Genomic DNA, 22,908 nt, shown 5'->3' on the forward strand with positions numbered 1-22,908 from the left:
AGTGCAACGACCCGAGGGGGAGGGAACAGCGGGGGAGGGAGCAGCGGCGGGGCGATCGTCACGAGTCGTCACGTCCGCGCAACACGCGCGTTTCCGGTCCGCCGACCGGCTCCCCTATCGTTGAATCACGCACCCCGGCCCGGTCACCGTCGCCCGCAGGCTCACCACCGCCTCCACCGGACGACTGGAGCCCCGCACCCCGTGTTCCGCGCCGCCCTCCCCGCCTCCCGCGCCCTCCCGCCCTGGCTCGGCCACGCCCTGAACGCCCAGCGCGGCCCCGTGCCGTGGAGCGCGGTGGTCCGGGGTGCGCTGGCGGCCGGACCGCTGCTGATCGCGGCCCTGGCCGCCGGACGGGCCGGCCTCGGGGTCGTCGCCGCGATCGCCGCCATGCTGGCCGGCATCAACGACCGGCCGGGCAGCCGCCGTACCTCGGTGGGGAGGATCGGCCTGCCCGCGCTCGCCGGGGCGGCCGGGCTGCTCGTCGGGACGTACGCCGGCCTGCACCTGGAGGCCCCGGTCCTCACCCTGGTCCTCACCGGGCTGGGGCTGGTCGCCGGGGGCGTCAGTGCCGTCGGACCGGTGGCGTCGGCGACCGGCACGCAGCTGCTGGTCGGCAGCGCCGTGGGCGCCGGGATGCCGCTGCCGGGACCGGCGTGGCAGAGCGTGCCGGCCTTCCTCGCCGGGGCCGGATGGCTGCTCCTGCTGCGGCTCGCCCTGCCCACGCCCGGCTCCCTGGCCGGCGACCGCCGGCTCGACTTCCGCTTCGACGGGGAGCGGGCCGCCGTCGCCGACGTCTACGAGGCCGTCGCCGCACTGCTCGACGCCGTCGGTACGGGCGACGCCGTGCCGCGCCGCGCCGCGCTCACCGCCGCCCTCGACCACGCGCAGGACGCGCTCGCCGGACCCCGGCTGCGGCGTCGCGCCTCGACCGCGGCCGAACGCCGGCTGCACGCCCGGTACGCCGCCGCGCTGCCCCTCGGCGAGGCCGCGACCGCGCTGGCCTGGGCGGGGCGGACCGTGCCCGCGCGGGCCGCCGAAGGACCCCGGCGGCTCGCCGCCGCCGTGCGCGCGGGCACCCACGCCGGGCCGCTGCCCGCGCCCAGCCGGACCGACCCCGCCCTGCGCGCCCTGGACGACGCCCTGCTGCACGCCGCGGAGGCCTTCGACCGGGGCCGGGGCGTCGACCTGCACACCCGGAGGCGGTCGCCCCGCGCCCTGGCGGGTGCCGTGCTCGGCGCCGGCGGGCGGGAGTACGGGCTGCGGGCCGGACTGTGCTTCGGGGCCAGTGCCGCCATCGCCCAGGCACTGCACCACGGCCACTGGTACGGCTCCCACCAGCACTGGTACTGGCTGCCCGCCACCGCCGTCTTCCTCGTCAAGCCCGACCTCGGCCCGCTCGCGTCCCGGGTGCTGTGCCGGGCGGCCGGGACCGTCCTCGGGGCGCTGCTGTTCGCCGGGCTCGCGGCCGTACTGCCCCGGCCGGAAGGGCTCGTCGCGCTCGTCGCCGTCTGCGGGGCGCTGGTGCCGGTCGCCGCGCGGCACTTCGCCGCCCAGACCACCGTCGTCACCGTCCTCGTCCTCGCACTGGTCATGGTGGGCGGCGAACCGCAGGCCTCCGCGGGCCGCATCGGCGAGACGCTGCTGGCCTGCGCGATCGTGCTGGTCGTCGGTCACCTGCCGCTGCCGGGGCCGCGGGGCGCCGGCATCCGGGCCGGCCTCGAGGCCGCCGACGCCGCCGCGCACGCCTACCTCGGGCACGTACTGAGCGAGTCCGGCGACCGGGCCACCCGGTGGACGCTGCGCCGCGAGGCCTACCGCACCCTGGCCGCCGCGCGTGCCGCCGTCGCCCGCGCCGCCGCCGAACTGCCCGCCCTCGCCCGGCACTCAGAGGGAACGGACGAGATCGCCGCCGTCCTCGAACGGCTCGTCGACACCACCACCGCATGCGCCGTGCACCTGGACGACACCGGGCGGCTCACCCCCTGCCACACCGAGCGGCTCACCGCCCTGCGCGACGAACTCGCCGAGCGGCGCGGGCGCTGCCTCCGGACGCGCGACGCCTGAAAAGGCCAGCTCAGCGGCACCGCCAAAACAATCTTGCCGGGCAGCGATGAGTTCCGCCCCGCCCTTCGGTCACCACCCGGACGGCCCGACCGCTTCGGACCGTCGGCCGTCGGACCGAAGCACGACGCGAGCCGCACGACGCGAGCCGCACGTCGTACGCCGCACAGGAGGCTGGAGCCATGTCGCTGCCCGAGATCGTCACCCGCGCCGACTGGCGCGCGGCGCGCGAGGCCCTGTTGGCCAAGGAGAAGGCGGCCACCCGCGCGCGTGACGCCCTCAACGCCGAACGGCGGGCGCTGCCCATGGTGGAGCTCGACAAGGAGTACGTCTTCGAGGGCGGCGACGGAAAGGCCACGCTGCTCGACCTCTTCGAGGGCCGGGACCAGCTGGTCGTCTACCACTTCATGTTCGCGCCCGACTGGGAGGCCGGCTGCCGCAGCTGCTCGGCGTTCCTGGACCAGATCGGGCACCTCGCGCACCTGCGGGCCCGCGGCACGTCCTTCGCCGCCGTCTCCCGGGCGCCGTATCCGAGGATCCTGCCGTTCAAGGCGCGGATGGGCTGGACGCTGCCCTGGTACTCGTCGTACGCCGGCGACTTCAACACGGACTTCGAGGTGACGCTCGAACACGACGGCGAGCTGGTGGAGCGGCCGGGCCTCAGCTGCTTCCTGAGGGACCGCGAACGGGTCTTCCACACCTACTCGACGTACGAGCGCGGTCTGGACGGACTGGGCTCGACCACCAGCCTGCTCGACCTCACCGCGCTCGGCCGGCAGGAGGCGTGGGAGAGGCCCGAGGGGCGCGCGTCGGCTCTCGGCGCGCCCGCGGGCAGCGACGCGGTCCGCTACCACGACGAGTACGAGAGCTGAGACGCTCCGTAGCGGAAACGGCCGGACGGCCGAGCCGCGGATCACCTTTTGCGGTGATCGGGTGTCGACTGTGTCTCAGTACGATCACCGCACGTGGCGTTCACTCCATGGTTGGCGTTTAGGTCTACGAGTACAGCGCTACATGGAGGTGCGGGGTGAACGGGCGAACGGTGCTCGAACGCTTTCCCGCAGGCGGACCGCGAGGGTCCTGGCCGGCGGAGGAGTTCGCACAGGCGCGGCGTCTTGAGGGTCAGCCCGCCGAGGTCGTCATGGACCTCGCCTCGGACATGTTCCTGGTCGTCGTGCATCGCGGTGACGCCGCGGGTGACGCGACGGCCTGACGCGCCGCCCGGCGCCTACGCGCTCACCGGGCGGGACCAGGTGGGCGTCGTGTCGGTCAGCCGGCACAGGGCCAGGTACAGCGGGATGGGCGGCGTGTAGGGGACGGTGCCGTCCGGGCGGTGCAGGAGCCGGGGAAGGCCCGCGGCCCCGGGGACCACCGCGCCGGTCGCGTAGCGCGCGGGCGCAGGCCAGTCCAGGGCGTAGTCGGAGTCGGACGGGACGATCCACCACCAGTGCGTCTCGTCGGCGTAGACGCACCCCACGCGCGGCAGCCGGGGCAGCACCTGCTGGGCGAGGAGCGAGGGCACCGCAACCGCGTCGCAGCCCAGGGGAGCGGTCATGCCGTCCGGCACGGGCAGCCGCAGGGGCGTGGCGGCGGCCTGCCGTCCGCGCTGGAGGCGGACCACCGTGTCGAGGCCGAGCGGTCGCATGCCGGTCGCAGCCCTCATAGCCATTCGGTCCCCGTTCCGCGCGTCTTGCGGCTCTCCCGACGGTGGGATTCCGCCTCGTCCTCGTCTCCCGTGTCGTCCGCGGGTCCGGGCTTGGGCCGGGCGCCCCAGCCCAGGTCGTCGTGGGGCTCCGGGGCGTCGAACGCACGGTCGGCCCTGCGCGGCAGCTCGGCCCAGACCAGCAGTCCCGGACCGTGCTCGTGGGCGCCCCAGGCGTCGCACAGGGCGTCGACGAGGAGCAGGCCCCTGCCGTGCTCGTCCTCGGGCTGCTGGTCGGCCGAGGGGTGGGGCTGGCCGGGGGCGCAGCCCTCGTCCCGTACGGCTATGCGGACCAGGTCGTCGACGTCGTGCAGCTCGCAGACTATGTGTCTGCTCGCCGTGTGCACGATCGCGTTGGTCACCAGCTCGGAGACCACCAGCGCCGCGGTGTCACAGGTGTCCTCGCACACCGCCCAGCCGCTCAGCCGGGCCCGGGTCAGGCGTCTTGCCTGTGAGGGAGAGCCCGGATGGGCGGCCAGCTCGAAACGGAACCGGCGCTCGGCGGCGGTGGCTCCCGAGGAGCCGGCTCCCATGGCGGCACCGAGGCCCAGGGAGCCCACGGTGGCGTCTGTTCCTAAGGGCGCGGACGGAATCACGCTTGCCACTATCGCCCCGCCGTGAACACTTGGCAAGTGTCACTCTGAAAAATGCAGAGTGCTGTGTGACGGTCTGGACGGTCGTGGCACACTGCTCGCAACAGCACGTCGAGCGGCGCCACTTCAGGTCGTTCGAAAGTCGCTCCCGACTTTCGAACAGAACTTCGAATGGCGCCGCCGGGCTGTCCGCACCAGGACGCACCGAAGCTCGCCGAGGCTGTCCGTACAACGGAACAGGGACGCAAGGACTCTTTCGGGACTCTTCAGGAGGTGGGCGGTGAGCGAGCCGCGGTCCGCGCCGACGGTCGGCCAGGTCGTACTCGGCCGGCGCCTTCTGGACCTGCGGGAACGCGCCGGTCTCAAGCGCGAGGAAGCAGCCCGCGTCCTGCGCGTCGCCCCCGCCACGGTGCGCCGCATGGAGATGGCCGAGGTCGCCCTCAAGATCCCGTACCTCCAGCTCCTGCTGAAGGCCTACGGCGTCGGCGACGAGGAGGCCGAGGCCTTCGTCCAGCTGGCCGAGGACGCCAACAAGCCGGGGTGGTGGCAGCGCTTCCACGACATCCTGCCGGGCTGGTTCTCGCTGTACGTCAGCCTGGAGGGTGCGGCCGCCCTGATCCGCTCCTACGAGCCCCACTTCGTCCCCGGGGTGCTCCAGACCGAGGACTACGCGCGCGCGGTGCTGCGTTCGGGCGCCATCGGCCAGACCCGGCCGGAGGACATCGAGCGCCACGTCGCCCTGCGCATGCAACGCCAGGAACTGCTCACCCGCGAGGACGCACCCCGGCTGTGGGTCGTGATGGACGAGACCGCGCTGCGCCGCCCCGTCGGGGGCCCGGAGGTGATGCGTGCCCAGATCGACCGGCTGCTCGAGGCCACGAAGCTGCCCAACGTCACGCTGCAGGTGGCCCCGTTCTCCAGCGGGCCGCACCCCGGCACGTACGGGCCCTTCGTGCTGTTCCGATTCGCCATGCCGGAACTCCCGGACATGGTCTACAGCGAGTACCTGACCGGCGCCGTCTACCTCGACGCGCGCGCCGAGGTGGCGACCCACCTCGAGGTCATGGACCGCATGGCGGCGCAGGCCGCCACGGCACATCGCACGAAGGAGATCCTCCGGGATCTCCGCAAGGAGTTGTGAATGAACCGCATCAAACCCCAGCGCCCGCCCCTGACCCGCTCGGAGCGGATCTACAACGGCATGCCCGCCCGTGAACTGGGCAGTGAGGGCTGGCACAAGCCGTGGAGCGGCGGCAACGGAGGCAACTGCCTGGAGGCGATGAAGCTCGCCGACGGCCGGATCGCGGTACGCCAGTCCACCGACCCGGACGGGCCGGCGCTGATCTACACCTCGGCCGAGATGACGGCCTTCATCGAGGGAGCGAAGGCGGGAGAGGCGGACTTCCTGCTGTCCTGAGGCGTGCGCCCTGTTGCTGGTTGTTCTTAAGCTGGTTGCTTGTTGTTCTTAAGCTTTTTCGGCACTAGTTGATCATCCATCACCGATCACCCACCGCTGATCACCCACCGCTGATCACCCCTCGCGACGAGGACCGGCCGCCAGGGGGCGGGTCAGGACCGGGCAGGACCGGACCCCTGATGCAGCGAGCGCCGGCACGTTCGCCGCCGACGTGCCGGCCGACGCGGTGACTGACGCATCATGGGCGGGTGCGACTGGAAGCGATCACCTGGGACCGGCTCGGCGACCGGCTCGCCGAGCGCCTGCTCGACCTGGAGCCCGCCGACGGCAGCGCCTGGACCCGCGTCGCCCTCGACGGTGCCCCGGCCGCCCGCCCCGGCGACCTCGCGGAACGGATCTCCGAGGCGCTGCGCGTCCGCGGCCGCCCCTCCCTGGTGGTGGGGACGGAGGGCTTCCTGCGGCCCGCCTCGCTCCGCCTGGAGTACGGGCACCGGGACGCGGAGTCCTACTACAACGGCTGGTACGACACCGGCGCCCTGTGGCGCGAGGTCTTCGACCCCCTGGGGCCCGGCGGGGACGGGCGGGTCCTGCCCGACCTGTGGGACCCCGTCACCGACCGCGCCACCCGCAGCCCCTACGCCCGGCTCCCCGCCGGCGGTGCGCTGCTCGTCCACGGGCCCTTCCTGCTGCGCCACTGGTTCCCGTTCGACCTGAGCGTCCACCTCCTCCTCACCCCCGGCGCCCTGCGCCGCCGCACCCCCGAGTCCGAGCACTGGACCCTGCCCGCCTTCGAGCGCTACGACGAGGAGACCGACCCGGCCGGCACCGCCGACCTCGTGGTGCGCGCCGACGATCCGCGGCACCCCGCCTGGAACGGCTGACCCGGACGGCCGCCCCGGCGGGACTCTCCCGCCGGAGCGTCGCCCCCTTCGGGCAAGCCGGACAACTGGGATGATCGCAGCATGACGCGAACCGACGGATACCTCCTCGACAACGGGCAGTCCGAGGCGGCGGAGCGCTTCGACGCCTTCGCAACCCTCTTCGACCCCACCACGTTCCGGCACCTCCAGGCGCTCGGCGTCGGCCCCGGCTGGCGCTGCTGGGAGGTCGGGGCCGGAGGCACCTCCGTGGTGTCGTGGCTCGCCAAGCGGGTGGGACCCACCGGCAGGATCCTCGCGACGGACATCGACACCTCCCGGGTCGCCCCGGCCGGCCGCCCGCCGGTGGAGGTACGCGTGCACGACGTGGGCGCGGAGGAACCGCCCGGGGACGGCTTCGACCTCGTGCACGCACGGCTCGTCCTCGTCCACGTCCCCGACCGGGACCGGGCGTTGCGGTCGATGATCCAGGCCCTGCGTCCCGGTGGCCGCCTCCTGGTCGAGGACGCCGACCCAGCGCTCCAGCCCCTGCTCTGCCCCGACGAGCACGGCCCCGAGCAGCAGCTCGCGAACAGGCTCCGGCACGGCTTCAGGGAACTGCTGTCCCGCCGCGGCGCCGACCTCTCCTACGGCCGCCGGCTGCCCCGGCTGCTCCGTGAGGCGGGGCTGCGCCGCGTCGAGGCCGACGCCTACTTCCCGGTCACCTCGCCCGCGTGCGCCGCCCTGGAGTCCGCGACGGTACGGCAGATCCGCGACCAGCTGGTCACCGCCGGGGTGGCCACCGACGACGACATCGACCGCCACCTCGCGAACGTCGCGGCCGGCGGCATGGACCTCGCGACGGCGCCGATGATCTCGGCCTGGGGACGCAAGGGCTGACCGCGGTCACCCGTCGACCGGCCGCCGGCCGGCCGTCCGCGGCGGTCTTCCGCCCACTCTCTCGACCGCCCGCGCCCCCGCCCGGCATCCGGCCGCCGCCGCCTCCTCGGGCGCCGCGCCCGTGAGCAGCGCGGCGAGGAACGCGCCGGTGAAGGCGTCACCGGCGCCCGTGCTGTCCCGCGGTGACGCCGCGACGGCGGCGACCCGGGCGCTCACGGCGCCGGACCGGGCCACCAGCGCTCCGTCCGCCCCCAGCTTGGCGACCACCAGGGGGACGTACCGGCTGAGCTTCGCGGCCGCGTCCGCCGCGTCGGAAAGACCGGTGAGCAGGCACGCCTCGTCACGGCTGGGCAGCAGGACGTCCACGCCCTCGACCAGGCCGAGGAACCGGCCGACGCCCAGCTCGGCGAGGAATCCGGCCGACGCCGGGTCCAGGCTGACCGGCACCCCACGCGCGCGTGCCGAGGCCAGGGCGGCCGACACCAGGGCGCGGCCCGGCTCCGAGAAGAGGAGATACCCCGACAGATGCAGTCGGCCCACGCCGTCGAGCAGCGCGTCCGACCAGTCGTCCGGCCCGATCCGCAGCGACGCCCCACTGTCCGTCAGGAACGTCCGCTCGGCCTCGGCACCGGTGTCGACCAGGCAGATCACCGTCCCCGTGGGTGCCGCCGCGTCGACGACGAGAAGCGGACGCACGCCGCATGCCGTCAGCTCCCGCTCGTGCCAGTCGGACGCGTCGGCTCCCACCCGGCCCAGCAGCCGTACGTCCCCGCATCCCCCGTGGGCGGCCCAGCAGGCCACGTTGGCGCCCGCCCCGCCGGGCAGCCGCCGGACCGAGGCGGCGGTGTCCGTACCGGCGGCCAGCGGTCCCCGGTGCCGCGCGACGACGTCGGTGACCACGTCCCCGACGACCAGCAGCGCGCCGCCCGGCGACACGGTCACGCCCCGGTCCAGGCAGCCGCGATCCGGGCCGCCAGCCGCACGTTCCCCCGCACCGCCGCCAGGTTGGCGCTCAGCGAGGCGCCGTCGGTGAGCCGTACCAGGCGTTCGAGCAGGAACGGCGTGACCGCCTGGCCCGTGATCCCCTCGGTCTCGCACGCGTGCAGCGCGTCGGTGAGCACCCGCGCGTGGAGCGCGGGATCGAGCTGCTCCTCCTCGGGGACGGGGTTGGCGACCACGAGCGCGGACGGCGGCCCGTCCAGCGTGTCCTGCGCCCGCATGACCGCCGCCACCTGCCGCGGGTCGTCCAGCGTCCAGTCCACCGGGTGTCCCGAGTCGGACAGGTAGAAGCCGGGGAAGCGGTCCGTGCGGTATCCGGCGACCGCCACTCCCAGCGTCTCCAGCCGTTGCAGGGTGGCGGGGACGTCCAGGATGGACTTCACACCCGCGCAGACCACCGTGATCCGGGTGCGGGCCAGCAGGCCCAGGTCGGCCGACTCGTCCTGCGTCACCGTCCACTCCCGGTGGACGCCACCCAGACCGCCGGTCGCGAACACCCGTACCCCCGCGAGCGCCGCCAGCCGGGCGGTCGCCGACACCGTGGTCGCCCCGCTCGCGCCACAGGCCACGGCGAGGGGCAGGTCCCGGTGCCCGAGCTTGCGGACGCCGTCCTCGTTGGCGATCCGCTCCAGCTGTTCCTTGTCCAGGCCGACCCGGGGCCGTCCGTCCAGCACGGCGACCGTCGCCGGTACGGCGCCCTCCCGCCGCACCGCCTCCTCCAGCTCACGCGCCACCAGCAGATTGCGCGGGCGAGGCAGACCGTGCGCGATGATCGTGGACTCCAGGGCCACCACGGGGCGCCGCGCCCCGATCGCCTCCCGCACCTCTTCCGACACCATCAGCACCACGCGCCTGCCTCCCGTCCTACGGTCTCCCTCGGCTCCGCTCCCCCTCATCCCTGGCGGGCGGGGGACCGGGCCAAACCCCGCCGACGCGGCGAACAAAAGCGTTGCGGCTCCCGGGAGGGGGCACGAGTCTGAGGCCATGACAGACAACACGGCACGTCTCGACCACGTCGTCCTGTGGGTGAGCGACCCGGTCGCCGCGGCCGGCTTCTACGAGAAGAACCTGGGATTCGAGCCCCTGCGGGTCACCGAGTACGCCGCGGGAACCGTGAGCTTCCCCTCCGTGCGGATCAACGAGGAGACCATCCTCGACCTCGCACCGCACTCCATGGCGGCCCGGATGCGCATGCTGCCCGGCGCCGAGGCCGGCGCCGGGCATCCCGTCAACCACGTCTGCGTGTCCCTGCCCGCGCATGACTTCGACGCTCTGCGCGCCCGGCTGCGGGAGCAGTCCGTCCCCGTCTCGGACCTCTCGTACGACTCCTACGGCGCCCGCGGCCCGGCCAGGCGGAGCTTCTACTTCGGCGACCCGGACGGCAACATCGTCGAGGCCCGGCACTACGAGTAGGCCCCGGGGTGCCGCCCCTCAGAACAGCGGCTCGGGCAGCACGCCCTCCAGCGCCAGCAGCCGCCGCTTGGTGTCCACGCCGCCGCCGAACCCGCCGATGCCGCCGTCGCTCTCCACGACCCGGTGGCACGGCACGACGACCGGCAACGGGTTGGCCCCCATGGCCATGCCCACCGCCTGCGCGGCGTCCGGCCGGCCCACCCGGCCGGCCAGGTCGCCGTAACCGACGACCTGGCCGAAGCGGACGCCGGCGGCCAGCTCCCGCAGCACCTGCCGGTTGAATCCCGAGATCAGCGACCAGTCCAGCGGCAGGTCGAAGTCACGCCTGCCGCCCGCGAAGTACGCCTCCACCTGGCGTGTCGCCTCGGCCAGCAGCGGGGACCCGGGCGCCTCGACGGGCTCCGTGCCCAGCCGGGCCGCGAGCCTTTCGAGTGCCCGGTCGCGCGCGGCGCCGGCGGCGTGGAACACGACGTTGACCAGGCCGTCGCCGGTCGCGGCCAGCAGCAGCGGACCGATGCCGGTGGTGACGACCGTCCACACGACCCGCTGTCCGTCCTGCCCGGGGCTGTCCATGCGCCCACAGTACGACCGGCCACTGACAACGCCCCGGGTGAGGACCGTCTAGTCCACGGCGTCCCGCACCACGTCGGGTTTGTTGGTGATGATGCCGTCGACCTCGTACCCGGCGACCAGGCGCGCGGTGGCCGCGTCGTTCACCGTCCAGGCGAGGACCTCCAGCGGCCTGCCGTGCGGGCCGGTGAACGCGTGCACCGCGGACACGTAGCTCATGGAGAGCGAGCTGTACGACGGGTTGATCTGGTCGGCGAATTCCGCGTACGCAGGCAGCTCCGACACGGCCGGGGTGCCGAGGAAGCCGGTCTTGACCGAGGGCTTGAGGTCGTGGACCGTCCGGATGCTGTCGGCGTCGAAACTCTGCACGATCAGCCGTCGCGTCACGTGCTGCCGGTCGAGCCAGCCCTCGTTGGCGAGGACCTTGAGGGTCTGCAGCTCGATGCCCGGGTAGAGTCCGGGGCTCTTCAGCTCCAGGAGCAGCCTCTGGTGGTTGTGCTCCAGGCGGTCCACGTACTGCTCCAGCGTCGGCACGCGCGCGCCCGCGTACTCGGGCCCGAACCAGCTCCCCGCGTCCAGCCGGGCGATCTCCGCGGCGGTGAAGTCCTTCACCTTCCAGGGCGACCGGCCAGGGAAGACCTGCTCCACGTCGGTCGTACGCGCCAGGCTCTCGTCGTGGACGACGACCAGCTCGCCGTCCCGGGTGCGCTGGACGTCGTTCTCCACCCACCTGATGCCCAGCTCGGCCGCCCGGTCGACGGCGGCCAGCGTGTTCTCGGGTGCGTAACCGGAAGCTCCCCGGTGGGCGACGACCACGGGCCCGTCGCCGCCCGACTCGTCGGCCCGGGCGTGCGAGAGGGGAGCCGTGAGGGCGACCCCCAGCAGAGCGGTGGTCGTGACGGCTACTGCGCGCACGTGCATGCGTACTCCTCGCGTCGAACGATCACGGACAGCTTCACTGTGACACCGGAGAGTGCATAAAGAAGGGTGGCGGAGTGGCCACAGACTGAATGGAGTTGCTCAACTACGCTCACGTAGACGGCACAACTGGGGCGAGGCCGTGATTCTTTGCCGGAGAATCGTTCGACCATTCCGGTGGAAGGCATACTCTCTGCCTCGGCCCTGATCGTTCGCGCGGTCCTGGGAGGGGGAGCACATCAGGTAATTCCGGGACACCTCCGGGGCGTAAGAAGGCGGAAGGGCAGCCGCACATGCACAGCACGGTCGACGGATTCAACTACGGACTCGTCACACCGCTGGTCGCCTACCTCATGGCCTGCCTCGGCGGAGCCCTCGGCCTCCGCTGCACCGCCCGGGCCATGCTGGTCACCCGCTCCTGGCGCCCCGGCTGGCTCGCCCTCGGGTCGGCGGCGATCGGCTCCGGCATCTGGACCATGCACTTCGTCGCGATGATGGGCTTCACGATCGAACACACCCCGATCCGCTACGACTGGCTGATGACCTTCGCCAGCCTGGCCGTCGCGATCGTCATGGTCGGCGTCGGGATCTTCATCGTGGGCTACCGGGGGGTGCGCGGAACGGCCCTGTTCACCGGCGGCACCATCACCGGACTGGGCATCGCCTCCATGCACTACCTGGGAATGGCCGGGATGCACCTGGACGGGCAGCTGACGTACAACACGTTCACCGTCGGCGTGTCGGTCGTCATAGCCATGGCCGCCGCCACCGCCGCCCTGTGGGCGGCGGGACAGGTGCGGGGCTTCCTGTGGAGCGTGGGCGCCGCCCTGATCATGGGGCTGGCCGTCACCGGCATGCACTACACGGGCATGGCCGCCGTCCAGGTCCACCTCACCGGCACGGCCGAGCCCTCCGTCGGCGGATCACCCGCCGAACTGCTCGCCCCCATGCTGATCGGCCCCCTCGCCTTCCTCCTCCTGGCCGGCGTCGTCGTCCTGTTCGACCCGCAGATGGTCATGGGGCAGCCCGCCGCCGCCCCCGCCGAGCAGAAGCCGGGCGTCCCCGCCCACACCGGAGCCCCGCGCACGATCCGCCGCTCGGCGCACCACCCAGCCCGCCGCACCCGCCGCCCCCTCGTCCACCGGCGCCCCCGCACCCCGCAGAACCGCTGACCGGGACCCGTTGTCAGTGCGGGGTCGTACCGTGGAACCCATGCGGCCCGTTTCCCAGATCGAACGCACGGTGGCGCCCTTCGAGGTCGTCAGTCCCTACCAGCCGAGCGGCGACCAGCCGACGGCCATCGCCGAGCTGGCCCGGCGCGTCCAGGGCGGCGAGAAGGACGTCGTCCTGCTCGGCGCGACCGGCACCGGCAAGTCCGCCACCACCGCGTGGATGATCGAGCAGGTCCAGCGCCCCACCCTGGTGATGGCGCCGAACAAGACCCTGGCCGCCCAGCTGGCGAACGAGTTCCGCGAGCTGCTGCCGAACAACGCCGTCGAGTACTTCGTCTCGTACTACGACTACTACCAGCCCGAGGCGTACGTACCGCAGTCGGACACCTACATCGAGAAGGACTCCTCGATCAACGAGGAGGTGGAGCGCCTGCGCCACTCCGCCACCAACTCGCTGCTCACCCGCCGCGACGTCGTCGTGGTCGCCTCCGTCTCCTGCATCTACGGCCTCGGCACCCCGCAGGAGTACGTGGACCGCATGGTCCCGCTGCGGGTCGGCGAGGAGCACGACCGGGACGAGCTGCTGCGCCGCTTCGTCGACATCCAGTACACGCGCAACGACATGGCCTTCGCCCGCGGCACCTTCCGGGTGCGCGGCGACACCATCGAGATCTTCCCGGTCTACGAGGAGCTGGCCGTCCGCATCGAGATGTTCGGCGACGAGATCGAGGCCCTGTCCACGCTCCACCCGGTCACCGGCGAGATCATCAGCGACGACCAGCAGCTGTACGTCTTCCCGGCCTCCCACTACGTCGCCGGCCCCGAGCGCCTGGAGCGGGCGGTCAACGACATCGAGAAGGAACTGGCCGAGCGCCTGACCGAGCTGGAGAAGCAGGGCAAGCTCCTGGAGGCCCAGCGGCTGCGGATGCGCACGACGTACGACATCGAGATGCTCCGCCAGATCGGCTCCTGCTCCGGCGTGGAGAACTACTCGATGCACTTCGACGGCCGGTCGCCCGGCTCCCCGCCGAACACCCTCCTGGACTACTTCCCGGACGACTTCCTGCTCGTCATCGACGAGTCCCACGTCACGGTGCCGCAGATCGGCGCCATGTACGAGGGCGACGCCTCCCGCAAGCGGACCCTGGTCGACCACGGCTTCCGGCTGCCCTCCGCGCTCGACAACCGTCCGCTGAAGTGGGAGGAGTTCCAGGAGCGCGTCGGCCAGACCGTGTACCTGTCGGCGACCCCGGGCGCCTACGAGCTCTCCCGCTCCGACGGCGCCGTCGAGCAGATCATCCGCCCCACCGGCCTCGTCGACCCGGAGGTCGTCGTCAAGCCCACCGAGGGCCAGATCGACGACCTGGTGCACGAGATCCGCACGCGGACCGAGAAGGACGAGCGCGTCCTGGTCACCACCCTCACCAAGAAGATGGCCGAGGACCTCACCGACTACTTCGTGGAGCTCGGCATCCAGGTCCGCTACCTGCACAGCGACGTCGACACGTTGCGCCGGGTCGAGCTGCTGCGCGAGCTGCGCGCCGGCGAGTACGACGTCCTGGTCGGCATCAACCTGCTGCGCGAGGGCCTCGACCTGCCCGAGGTGTCCCTGGTGGCGATCCTCGACGCCGACAAGGAGGGCTTCCTGCGCTCCGGCACCTCCCTGATCCAGACCATCGGCCGCGCGGCGCGCAACGTCTCCGGCCAGGTCCACATGTACGCGGACAAGATCACACCGGCGATGGAGAAGGCCATCGACGAGACCAACCGCCGCCGCGAGAAGCAGATCGCGTACAACACGGCGAACGGTGTCGATCCCCAGCCGCTCCGCAAGAAGATCAACGACATCGTCGCCCAGATCGCCCGCGAGGACGTCGACACTGAGCAGCTCCTCGGCTCGGGCTACCGCCAGGGCAAGGAGGGCAAGGGCGCCAAGGCCCCCGTGCCCGCGCTGGGCGGCAAGGCCGCGGGCGGGACCAAGGCGGCCAGGGGCCGGACCAGGGAGACGGCCGTGACCGACCGGCCGGCTGCGGAGCTCGCCGAGCAGATCGAGGACCTCACCACCCGGATGCGGGCGGCCGCGGCCGACCTCCAGTTCGAGATCGCGGCGAGGCTGCGCGACGAGGTCTCCGAGATGAAGAAGGAACTGCGCCAGATGAAGGAGGCGGGACTGGCCTGACGGCCCGTCCGAGCAGCCCACCGCGGCAGCCGCTGTGTTGCAAGACCGACACAAAGCACGGACCGGGGTGGGGCACTGTCAGTGCCCCTGCGTAGGGTTCTGGTCAACCGCGAGTACGCGGCAACAGGGGACAGTTCGAGAGGGGATCAGCGCGTGACCGTCAACATGACCAAGGGTCAGGCCATCAGTCTGCAGAAGAGCGACGGCGGCAGCCTGACGTCGGTGCGCATGGGTCTCGGCTGGCAGGCGGCTCCCCGGCGCGGCCTCTTCGGCTCGCGCACCCGGGAGATCGACCTGGACGCCTCCGCGGTCCTCTTCGCGGACAAGCAGCCGGTCGACGTCGTCTTCTTCCGTCACCTGGTGAGCGACGACGGCTCGGTGCGCCACACCGGGGACAACCTCGTCGGCGGTGTCGGCCAGGGCGGTGACGACGAGGCGATCCTCGTCGACCTCCAGCGCGTTCCGGTCCACATCGACCAGATCGTCTTCACGGTCAACTCCTTCACCGGCCAGACCTTCCAGGAAGTGCAGAACGCCTTCTGCCGCCTGGTCGACGAGACCAACGGCCAGGAGCTGGCCCGCTACACGCTGGCCGGCGGCGGGGCCTTCACGGCCCAGATCATGGCCAAGGTGAACCGTGCGGGCCAGGGCTGGGCGATGACCGCCATCGGCACCCCGGCCAACGGCCGCACCTTCCAGGACCTGATGCCGGCGATCCTGCCGGTCCTGTAGCAGCCGATCCGCGGGATGCCGGGGCCGCTGGGGTCCGGCCCGCAGCGGCCCGGTCCGCAGCAGCGCCGGCCCGCAGTGGCCCGGTCCGCAGCGGGCTCCGTCCGTCGGGGTACGGTCCGCCCGCGGCATCCTGGCACCGACCGGCCGGTCCCGCCCGCGGGGCCTGCCGGGCCCGCACGACGCCTCGCGGGTGACGCACGAACGACACAGGGGGAGAAGGCGATGACGGCCGAGCTGACGCGGGGACAGAACCACCCGCTTCCCGGGGCCCGTCTCGAGATCCGGGTCTCGGCCGGCACGCCGGTCGTGGCCGGTGCGACACTCGGCGACGAGAACGGCACCATCCACGGCGTCGAATGGGTGGCCCACCCGGGCGCACCCACGCAGCCGGGCCTCGAGGTCTCCCGTCAGGCCGCCGCCGACCACCGCCTCGCGGTGGACCTGGACGCCGTGCCGGACGCCGTGCACCGCGTCAGCGTGCTGCTCGCCCTGCCCGCCGGCGGAAGGGGGCCGGCCCGGTTCGGTGCCGTCGCCGCCCCCTTCGTCGCCGTCACCGGCCTCGACGGCGACGAGGTCGCCAGCTACACCATCACCGGCCTGGAGGCCGAGTCCGCCGTCGTCGCCCTGGAGCTGTACCGGCGACAGGGCGCCTGGAAGGTCCGCGCCGTCGGCCAGGGCTACGCGGGCGGCCTCGCCGAGCTGTTCGCGGACCAGAGACTGGCCCAGGCCCACCAGCTCGCGGGGAGCATCCAGGAGGCGGTGGCGGACGGGCTGGCCCGAGCGGTACCGGCCCCTCCCGCCGCCGCCCCGGCGCACGGTCCTGACCACGGCGCCGCCCCCGGCACCGGCCCCGGTGGCCCCCTGCCGCCGACGTCTCCGTACGACCCCCAGGGCGTGCCCGCCCCCGGCCCGCAGACCTCCGGGGTGCCGGGGCAGCACGGGACGCAGCAGCCGTACCCGGACGGCCCGGGGGAGCCCGCCACCGTCGGCCGGCCGGCCGGGTCCGCCGCGGGCGGCCCGATCGACTACAGCCATCCCCGCCGGCAGAACGGGGCACCGCCCCCGCCTCCGCCGGCCGCGCCCCCGGCCGAGCCCGGCCGGCCCGCTCAGCCCGTCGCGGGTGACGCCACCGGATGGTCCATGGAGGAGCGGCTCTACAACCAGGTGTGGGGCATGTTCGAGGACCTGGCCCGCACCGCGGCCGCCTACCGCAGCGCCGTCGACTTCGCCGACTCCCGCATGGAGAAGGAACTCGACCAGGTGCTGTCCGACCCGCGCAGCCGGATCGGCGGCCAGGGGGACGCCGCCCGGGAAGCGGCGCGGGCCCGGCACGGCCTGCTGGTGTCACAGGCCAAGGAGGTCCTGGACCGGGACGTCGCCCAGCTCGTCGCGGAGGCGGAGGTCGTCGAGCCCGCCCTGCCTGCGGCGTTCGCGCGCTGGGACAACCCCGTCTGGCACGCCTACCGCGTCCCCATGGAGATACCGATGGCCCTGCGGCTGGGCGATCTCCACCTGCCCGAGGCCGACCGCCTACGCGTTCCGATGCTGATCCGGCTGCCGCTCGAACGCGGCCTGTGGATCGACAGCGGGCGCTCCTCCTCGATCGACGGCGCGTTCGCCGACTCCCACGAGATGCGGCGCCTGGGCCTGGAGACGGCCGTCGCCCACGCGGCCCGGCTGCTCGCCGTCTACCCGGCGGGCGAGTTCACCGTGCACGTCATCGATCCCGCCGGATCGGGGGCGCGGGCACTGGCACCCCTGGTGCAGAGCGGGGTGCTCGCCGCGCCGCCCGCCCAGGGCGCCGCGGGGGCGGCGGACGTGCTCGCGCGGCTCACCCAGCGCGTCGACCTGGTGCAGATGGCGTTGCGCGGCGGTGCTCCCGACGCACTGCCGCCCGGTCTCGACACCTCGCAGCAGCTGCTGATCGTCAACGACTTCCCGCACGGCTTCGACGACCGCGCGGTCAACCAGTTGCGCTACCTCGCCGACGAGGGGCCGGCCGTCGGCGTCCACCTGATGATGGTCGCCGACCGCGAGGAGTCCGCCGGGTTCGGGCCGCTGCTCGACCCGCTGTGGCGCTCGCTGCTGCGGCTGACGCCGGTGGCCGACGACCACCTCGCCGACCCGTGGGTCGGGCATGCCTGGACGTACGAGCCGCCGGTCGTGCCCCCCGGCAGCCAGGTGCTCCGGAAGGTGCTGGACCAGGTCGCCGCCGCCCGCCGCTCATGGGACCGGTGACCGCCTCCGAGCTGGTCTTTTGAGCTTAATTTGCAAATCTCTTTACCTTCCCTTGGTGATTGGGGTACTGTCTTCCGTACGGAGGGGAGTACTCCCTGTCTGTGCGGCGTACCCGTCAATACGGATCAGGCCAGATCCCGGGGCGTCGGCCCGTGGTCCGAGCGCGTCACGCGTCCCGGACCGGGGTGGAAGAGACCTCCGGCAGCGACGACGCTGACATCTGCCGTGTGACGTACTGCCGGAGGCGCAGTGGAAGTTTCCGTGACCCTGTGGGTCCTGACCATCGTGGGCCTTGCCGCCCTCATCGCGGTCGATTTCTTCATCGGCCGCAAGCCGCATGACGTATCGATCAAGGAAGCCGGCATCTGGACCGGCGTATGGATCGCCCTGGCGGGCCTCTTCGGGCTCGGCCTGCTCCTCTTCGGGGGCGGTGAGCCGGCCGGCGAGTTCTTCGCGGGCTTCATCACCGAGAAGTCGCTGAGCGTGGACAACCTCTTCGTCTTCGTCCTGATCATGGCGAAGTTCGCGGTGCCCTCGCAGTACCAGCAGCGGGTCCTGCTCATCGGTGTCCTCATAGCCCTGGTGCTCAGGGCCGTCTTCATCGCCGCGGGTGCCGCGATCCTCGCGAGCTTCGCCTGGGTCTTCTACATCTTCGGCGCGTTCCTCATCTACACCGCCTGGAAGCTCATCCAGGAGGCCCGGGCCGACGAGGACGACGAGGAGTTCGAGGAGAACAAGCTCCTCAAGGCCGCCGAGCGCCGCTTCGGCGTCGCCGACCGGTACCACGGCACCAAGCTGTGGATCGAGGAGAACGGCAAGCGGATCATGACCCCGATGCTGGTCGTGATGCTCGCGATCGGCACCACCGACGTGCTCTTCGCGCTCGACTCCATCCCGGCGATCTTCGGTCTGACCCAGGACCCGTACATCGTGTTCACGGCCAACGCGTTCGCTCTCATGGGCCTGCGCCAGCTGTACTTCCTCATCGGCGGTCTGCTGAAGAAGCTGGTGCACCTGTCGTACGGCCTGTCCGTGATCCTTGGCTTCATCGGCGTCAAGCTGGTGCTGCACGCCCTGCACGAGTCCGGCGTCCACGTGCCCGAGATCAGCATTCCGGTCTCGCTCGGCGTGATCTGCTCCGTCCTGATCGTCACCACGATCACCAGCCTGCGCGCCTCCAAGAAGCAGGCGGAGGCGGAAAGGGCGGCCGCGGAGAGCGGCGACGCGTCGAAGGACAGCGTCGAGGCCTGATCCACCCGGCCCGGGAGCGGGAGCGGCGAACGGCACGGAGCCGTCCGCCGCTCCCGCCGATCTGCGCTCCCGCCGATCTCTGCGCTGCGCTCCCGCCGTGCTCGCTGTACTCGCCGTGCTTCCCGGGTGAGAGGCCCGCAGGCCCGGCGTGCGGGCCCGGTCGCCCTCTGCGACGATCGCCGCATGGTCACCGGCCGCAGGGCGCTCCTCGCACAGTGGACGACCGTCACGCCCGTGATCGCGGTCGTGCTGCTGGCCCTGACCTGGGGCCGCTCGCTGCCCGGCGCGGTCGTCGCGCTGCTCACCGTCGTCCTGGCGGTCTCCGTCCTGGCCGCCGTGCACCACGCCGAGGTGGTCGCCCACCGGGTCGGCGAGCCCTTCGGCTCCCTCGTCCTCGCCATCGCCGTCACGGTCATCGAGGTCGCGCTCATCGTGACCCTGATGGCGGACGGCGGCGACAAGAGCGCGACCCTGGCCAGGGACACCGTCTTCGCGGCCGTCATGATCACCTGCAACGGGGTGGTCGGGATCAGCCTCCTGGTCGCCTCCCTGCGTCACGGGATCGCGGTGTTCAACCCGGAGGGCACCGGCGCCGCCCTCGCGACGGTGGCGACCCTCGCCACCCTCAGCCTGGTCCTGCCGACGTTCACCACCACCGCGCCCGGCCCGGAGTTCTCCACCCTGCAGCTGACTTTCGCGGCGCTGTCCTCGCTCGTCCTCTACGGCCTGTTCATCGCGACCCTCACCGTGCGGCACCGCGACTACTTCCTGCCGATCACCCGGCAGGGCGAGGTGATCACCGCCGAGGAGCACGCCCACGCACCGTCCTCGCGTACGGCGCTGCTCAGCCTGGGGATGCTGGGGCTGGCCCTGATCGGCGTCGTCGGCCTCGCGAAGGGCGTGTCGCCGACCATCGAGGACGGCGTGGCGGCCGCCGGACTCCACCACGCCGTGGTCGGCGTCATCATCGCGCTGCTGGTCCTGCTCCCCGAGACGATCGCCGCCGTGCGTTCCGCGCGCCGCGACCGGGTGCAGACCAGCCTGAACCTGGCGCTCGGCTCGGCCATGGCCAGCATCGGCCTGACCATCCCCGCGGTCGCCCTGGCCTCCGTGTGGCTCTCCGGACCGCTGGTCCTCGGTCTCGGCTCCGTCCACCTGGTGCTGCTCGCCCTCACCGTGGTGGTGGCCTCCCTGACGGTCGTGCCGGGCCGGGCCACGCCTCTGCAGGGCGGCGTCCACCTGGTGCTGTTCGCGGCGTACCTGGAACTGGCCGTCAACCCGTAGGCGAGACGCGGGCGTCGGTGCGTCGCCGTCAGCGGCGCGGAGCAGCGGTCCGGCCGCCCGCGCCCGTCCGAGATGCGCAGGGTGCGGAACCCCCTTCGGTACCCGGCGCCTCCGGGGACGCGGCCCGCCGGGGCGTCGGCGCACCGTGATAGACCGGGGGCCGAGCAGCGGTCGCGCAAGGGCCGCCGCACCCCTCACGTACCGGAGGAACCGTGCCCCGCACCCTGGCCAACGCCCCGATCATGATCCTCAACGGCCCCAACCTGAACCTGCTCGGCCAGCGCCAGCCGGAGATCTACGGCTCCGACACCCTCGCCGACGTCGAGGCTCTGTGCGTGAAGGCGGCGGCCGCGCACGGCGGCACGGTGGACTTCCGGCAGTCCAACCACGAGGGCGAGCTGGTCGACTGGATCCACGAGGCCCGGCTGCACCACTGCGGGATCGTGATCAACCCCGCCGCGTACTCGCACACGTCCGTCGCCGTCCTGGACGCGCTCAACACCTGCGACGGCCTGCCGGTGGTGGAGGTCCACATCTCCAACATCCACCAGCGCGAGCCCTTCCGGCACCACTCGTACGTCTCGCAGCGCGCCGACGGCGTCATCGCGGGGTGCGGGGTGCAGGGGTACGTGTTCGGTGTGGAGCGGATCGCGGCGCTGGCCGGGGCGGGCACGACCGAGGCCTGAGACGCCGGGGCCGCCGGCCGGGGGGCGGGGATCGGGAGGCCGGCGGCCCGTGCCGCCCAGGAGCCGTCGATCCTGTGCGGGGCTGCCACCAGTCGACCGCGTCGGCCCGGTGCGCGGGGAGCGCGCACGGGCCGCGGGTGTGTGCGAACGCTTCACACGGGGTGTGCGCGGCGCCGGGCCGACGCGGGTTCGCGCCGCACGACGCGGGTTTGCGTCACACGCTGCGGGTTTGCGTCGCACGTACCCGCCCGTCGCCGGGGCGCTCCCGCCCGTCGCCGGGGTGCTCCCGCCCGTCGCCGGCGTGCCGCCGTCGTCAGGGTGTGCCCAACCGAGCCGGGACGTCGCCGCCCGTCGCCGGATGACGGACGCCGCCCGGCGCCCGGGACGCGCGCGGCGGCGGTCGGCGTGCCGGTCACCAGCCGCGTGCCCGCCACTGCGGCAGGTGCGGCCGCTCCGCGCCGAGCGTCGTGTCGTCGCCGTGCCCCGGGTAGACCCACGTCTCGTCCGGGAGGGCGTCGAAAATCTTGGTCTCCACGTCGTGGATCAAGCTCGCGAACGCCTCCGGGTCCTCGAAGGTGTTGCCCACGCCGCCCGGGAAGAGGCAGTCCCCGGTGAACAGGTGCGGGTGCCCGTGCGGGTCGTCGTAGACCAGGACGATGGAGCCCGGGGTGTGCCCGACGAGGTGGCGCGCGGTCAGCTCCACCTGCCCCACCCGGATCGTGTCGCCGTCGTCGACCAGGACGTCGGTCGGCACCGGAATGCCCTCGGCGTCGTGCCGTCCGGCGTGGGTGCGGGCACCGGTGGCCGCGACGACCTCGGCGAGCGCCTGCCAGTGGTCCCCGTGCCGGTGGGTGGTGACGACGGACGCGATGCCGTCGTCACCGATCGTGCCGAGCAGGGCGTGCGCGTCGTTGGCGGCGTCGATCAGCAGTTGCTCGTCGGTGGCCCGGCAACGCAGCAGATAGGCGTTGTTGTTCATCGGGCCGACCGCAATCTTGGTGATCATCAGGTCCTTGAGCTCGTGCACGTCGGCGGGCCCGCCCACCGTCACCTCTCCGCTGTACGTCATGACGGCCAGCCTAGTCCCGCAACCGCACCCGCAACCGCGGCCCCGGGGCGGCCCGCCCGGGCGCGGCCCGCCCGGCGCCTACAGCGGCGGCAGGGCCGGCAGCGGGCCGCCCTCCGCGGTGAGCGCGACGCCCTCACGACGACCGGCCAGCCAGCCGAGCAGATCGGCCGGGGGACCGCTGACGGTCACCTCGGGGGCGTCGGCCTCGCGTCCGGTGTGCCACACGCGCGTGCCGTCGGTCAGCCGGGTGGGCGGCACGTCCGGATGCCCGGCGAACCGGGCCGCGAGGAAGTCGGTCTCCCGCCCTGTGAACTCCGCCGGAAGATCCTCCAGCTCGTACCCGATGCCCAGGTCCACGTGGTGCAGTTCCACCTCGGCCCAGCGCCGGAACGGCACGCGGGACGCGGAGTCGGTGACCCCGTTGCGCAGTTCCACCCTGCGCGTCCAGTCCGCGGGCGCCGCCCCCGTCTCCTGGAAGCGGGCCGCGCTCTCGCGCACGTCCGCGAGCTGGACGTCGAGGGGGCGCGGGGCGTCCCGCTCGATGTCGGCGTCGCGGGCCTCGCCCGAGACGTACATGGGGCGGGCTTCGAGAACGTTCACGAGGGCGTCGGCGTTGCGGGCGAGGTGGGCCAGGACGTGGCCGCGGCTCCAGCCGGGAAGCCGTGACGGTTCCGTCACGGCCGCGTTGTCCAGTTCACCGACCGCGGTGAGCAGCCGCTCGGTAGCGTCGCGTACAGACACCAGGTCATGAGCGTGATCAATCATGGTGCTGACCCTAGACCGCGCCACACCTTCGGGTGAAGGTTGCGGACGACCCCCGTTATTCGAATGCACGTGCTATAAGCTCGAAGGCGGCGTCGGGCATGC

The 22,908-nt window shown here is 72.8% G+C and carries 23 protein-coding genes; 15 read left to right on the top strand and 8 right to left on the bottom strand.

Going from position 1 to position 22,908, the window contains the following annotated elements; all coding sequences use genetic code 11:
* Positions 1 to 201: 201 nt before the first annotated feature.
* The 3 genes from ACIBCJ_RS16955 (at position 202) to ACIBCJ_RS16965 (ending at position 3,274) form a co-directional block, all read left to right on the top strand.
* Positions 202 to 2,064 carry an FUSC family protein gene (locus ACIBCJ_RS16955; protein WP_365980212.1) on the top strand — a complete coding sequence of 621 codons (1,863 nt, stop codon included), beginning with the start codon at positions 202 to 204 and terminating at the stop codon, positions 2,062 to 2,064.
* Positions 2,065 to 2,243: 179 nt separating this feature from the next.
* Positions 2,244 to 2,933, top strand: a complete 690-nt coding sequence (locus tag ACIBCJ_RS16960) for a DUF899 domain-containing protein (protein ID WP_362506807.1) — start codon at positions 2,244 to 2,246, stop codon at positions 2,931 to 2,933.
* Between the two features lie 155 nt (positions 2,934 to 3,088).
* A complete protein-coding gene (locus tag ACIBCJ_RS16965; protein WP_362106208.1) occupies positions 3,089 to 3,274 on the top strand; it encodes a hypothetical protein in 186 nt (61 codons plus the stop codon).
* A 15-nt stretch (positions 3,275 to 3,289) separates the two neighbouring features.
* Here the strand turns inward: ACIBCJ_RS16965 and ACIBCJ_RS16970 are convergent, their stop codons facing one another.
* Entirely contained in the window at positions 3,290 to 3,730 is a 441-nt protein-coding gene (locus ACIBCJ_RS16970; protein WP_362106211.1) for a hypothetical protein, read from the bottom strand.
* Positions 3,721 to 4,368, bottom strand: coding sequence for an ATP-binding protein (locus tag ACIBCJ_RS16975; RefSeq protein WP_362106214.1), 648 nt, complete (start codon positions 4,366 to 4,368; stop codon positions 3,721 to 3,723). Before ACIBCJ_RS16975 ends, ACIBCJ_RS16970 begins: the two co-directional genes overlap by 10 nt.
* Positions 4,369 to 4,636: 268 nt before the next feature.
* Between ACIBCJ_RS16975 and ACIBCJ_RS16980 the strand changes: the two genes are divergently transcribed.
* From ACIBCJ_RS16980 to ACIBCJ_RS16995, 4 genes are all read left to right on the top strand, one after another.
* Positions 4,637 to 5,497 carry a helix-turn-helix transcriptional regulator gene (locus tag ACIBCJ_RS16980; RefSeq protein WP_362106217.1) on the top strand — a complete coding sequence of 287 codons (861 nt, stop codon included), beginning with the start codon at positions 4,637 to 4,639 and terminating at the stop codon, positions 5,495 to 5,497.
* Positions 5,498 to 5,773, top strand: a complete 276-nt coding sequence (locus tag ACIBCJ_RS16985) for a DUF397 domain-containing protein (protein ID WP_362106220.1) — start codon at positions 5,498 to 5,500, stop codon at positions 5,771 to 5,773.
* Positions 5,774 to 6,021: 248 nt separating this feature from the next.
* On the top strand, positions 6,022 to 6,654 hold the full coding sequence (locus tag ACIBCJ_RS16990) for a uridine kinase (RefSeq protein ID WP_365980213.1): 633 nt from the start codon (positions 6,022 to 6,024) through the stop codon (positions 6,652 to 6,654).
* 81 nt (positions 6,655 to 6,735) lie between these two features.
* A complete protein-coding gene (locus tag ACIBCJ_RS16995) occupies positions 6,736 to 7,530 on the top strand; it encodes a methyltransferase domain-containing protein (protein ID WP_365980214.1) in 795 nt (264 codons plus the stop codon).
* A 6-nt stretch (positions 7,531 to 7,536) separates the two neighbouring features.
* Here the strand turns inward: ACIBCJ_RS16995 and ACIBCJ_RS17000 are convergent, their stop codons facing one another.
* Entirely contained in the window at positions 7,537 to 8,472 is a 936-nt protein-coding gene (locus ACIBCJ_RS17000) for a PfkB family carbohydrate kinase (RefSeq protein WP_365980215.1), read from the bottom strand.
* Complete coding sequence (locus ACIBCJ_RS17005) at positions 8,469 to 9,377, bottom strand: pseudouridine-5'-phosphate glycosidase (RefSeq protein WP_362106232.1); 909 nt, start codon at positions 9,375 to 9,377, stop codon at positions 8,469 to 8,471. Before ACIBCJ_RS17005 ends, ACIBCJ_RS17000 begins: the two co-directional genes overlap by 4 nt.
* A 136-nt stretch (positions 9,378 to 9,513) precedes the next feature.
* Between ACIBCJ_RS17005 and ACIBCJ_RS17010 the strand changes: the two genes are divergently transcribed.
* On the top strand, positions 9,514 to 9,942 hold the full coding sequence (locus ACIBCJ_RS17010; protein WP_362106235.1) for a VOC family protein: 429 nt from the start codon (positions 9,514 to 9,516) through the stop codon (positions 9,940 to 9,942).
* A gap of 18 nt (positions 9,943 to 9,960) precedes the next feature.
* Here the strand turns inward: ACIBCJ_RS17010 and ACIBCJ_RS17015 are convergent, their stop codons facing one another.
* Positions 9,961 to 10,515 carry a methylated-DNA--[protein]-cysteine S-methyltransferase gene (locus ACIBCJ_RS17015; RefSeq protein WP_365980217.1) on the bottom strand — a complete coding sequence of 185 codons (555 nt, stop codon included), beginning with the start codon at positions 10,513 to 10,515 and terminating at the stop codon, positions 9,961 to 9,963.
* A 48-nt stretch (positions 10,516 to 10,563) separates the two neighbouring features.
* Positions 10,564 to 11,433: a glycerophosphodiester phosphodiesterase family protein gene (locus ACIBCJ_RS17020; protein WP_365980218.1), complete on the bottom strand. Its 870-nt coding sequence runs from the start codon at positions 11,431 to 11,433 to the stop codon at positions 10,564 to 10,566.
* Positions 11,434 to 11,723: 290 nt separating this feature from the next.
* Here ACIBCJ_RS17020 and ACIBCJ_RS17025 point away from each other — a divergent pair, with 290 nt between their 5' ends.
* The 7 genes from ACIBCJ_RS17025 (at position 11,724) to aroQ (ending at position 20,972) form a co-directional block, all read left to right on the top strand.
* Complete coding sequence (locus ACIBCJ_RS17025) at positions 11,724 to 12,602, top strand: MHYT domain-containing protein (protein WP_362106244.1); 879 nt, start codon at positions 11,724 to 11,726, stop codon at positions 12,600 to 12,602.
* A 40-nt stretch (positions 12,603 to 12,642) separates the two neighbouring features.
* Positions 12,643 to 14,781, top strand: coding sequence for an excinuclease ABC subunit UvrB (gene uvrB / locus ACIBCJ_RS17030; RefSeq protein ID WP_365980219.1), 2,139 nt, complete (start codon positions 12,643 to 12,645; stop codon positions 14,779 to 14,781).
* A 153-nt stretch (positions 14,782 to 14,934) separates the two neighbouring features.
* A complete protein-coding gene (locus tag ACIBCJ_RS17035; RefSeq protein ID WP_030185838.1) occupies positions 14,935 to 15,513 on the top strand; it encodes a TerD family protein in 579 nt (192 codons plus the stop codon).
* A 222-nt stretch (positions 15,514 to 15,735) separates the two neighbouring features.
* Positions 15,736 to 17,751 (top strand): TerD family protein, encoded by a 2,016-nt coding sequence (locus ACIBCJ_RS17040; RefSeq protein ID WP_365980221.1) that lies wholly within the window; start codon positions 15,736 to 15,738, stop codon positions 17,749 to 17,751.
* A gap of 249 nt (positions 17,752 to 18,000) precedes the next feature.
* On the top strand, positions 18,001 to 19,002 hold the full coding sequence (locus ACIBCJ_RS17045) for a TerC family protein (RefSeq protein WP_362506793.1): 1,002 nt from the start codon (positions 18,001 to 18,003) through the stop codon (positions 19,000 to 19,002).
* Positions 19,003 to 19,185: 183 nt separating this feature from the next.
* Entirely contained in the window at positions 19,186 to 20,286 is a 1,101-nt protein-coding gene (locus ACIBCJ_RS17050) for an ionic transporter y4hA (protein WP_362506790.1), read from the top strand.
* A 212-nt stretch (positions 20,287 to 20,498) separates the two neighbouring features.
* Entirely contained in the window at positions 20,499 to 20,972 is a 474-nt protein-coding gene (gene aroQ / locus ACIBCJ_RS17055; RefSeq protein ID WP_365980222.1) for a type II 3-dehydroquinate dehydratase, read from the top strand.
* Between the two features lie 412 nt (positions 20,973 to 21,384).
* Here aroQ and ACIBCJ_RS17060 read toward each other — a convergent pair whose 3' ends face one another.
* Together ACIBCJ_RS17060 and ACIBCJ_RS17065 are read right to left on the bottom strand one after the other, a co-directional pair.
* Positions 21,385 to 22,041 (bottom strand): MBL fold metallo-hydrolase, encoded by a 657-nt coding sequence (locus tag ACIBCJ_RS17060; protein WP_365980223.1) that lies wholly within the window; start codon positions 22,039 to 22,041, stop codon positions 21,385 to 21,387.
* 78 nt (positions 22,042 to 22,119) lie between these two features.
* Positions 22,120 to 22,806, bottom strand: coding sequence for a maleylpyruvate isomerase family mycothiol-dependent enzyme (locus ACIBCJ_RS17065; protein ID WP_365980224.1), 687 nt, complete (start codon positions 22,804 to 22,806; stop codon positions 22,120 to 22,122).
* Positions 22,807 to 22,908 lie beyond the last annotated feature (102 nt).

Source organism: Streptomyces sp. NPDC051136 (genome assembly GCF_044455745.1).
Lineage (GTDB): Bacteria > Actinomycetota > Actinomycetes > Streptomycetales > Streptomycetaceae > Streptomyces.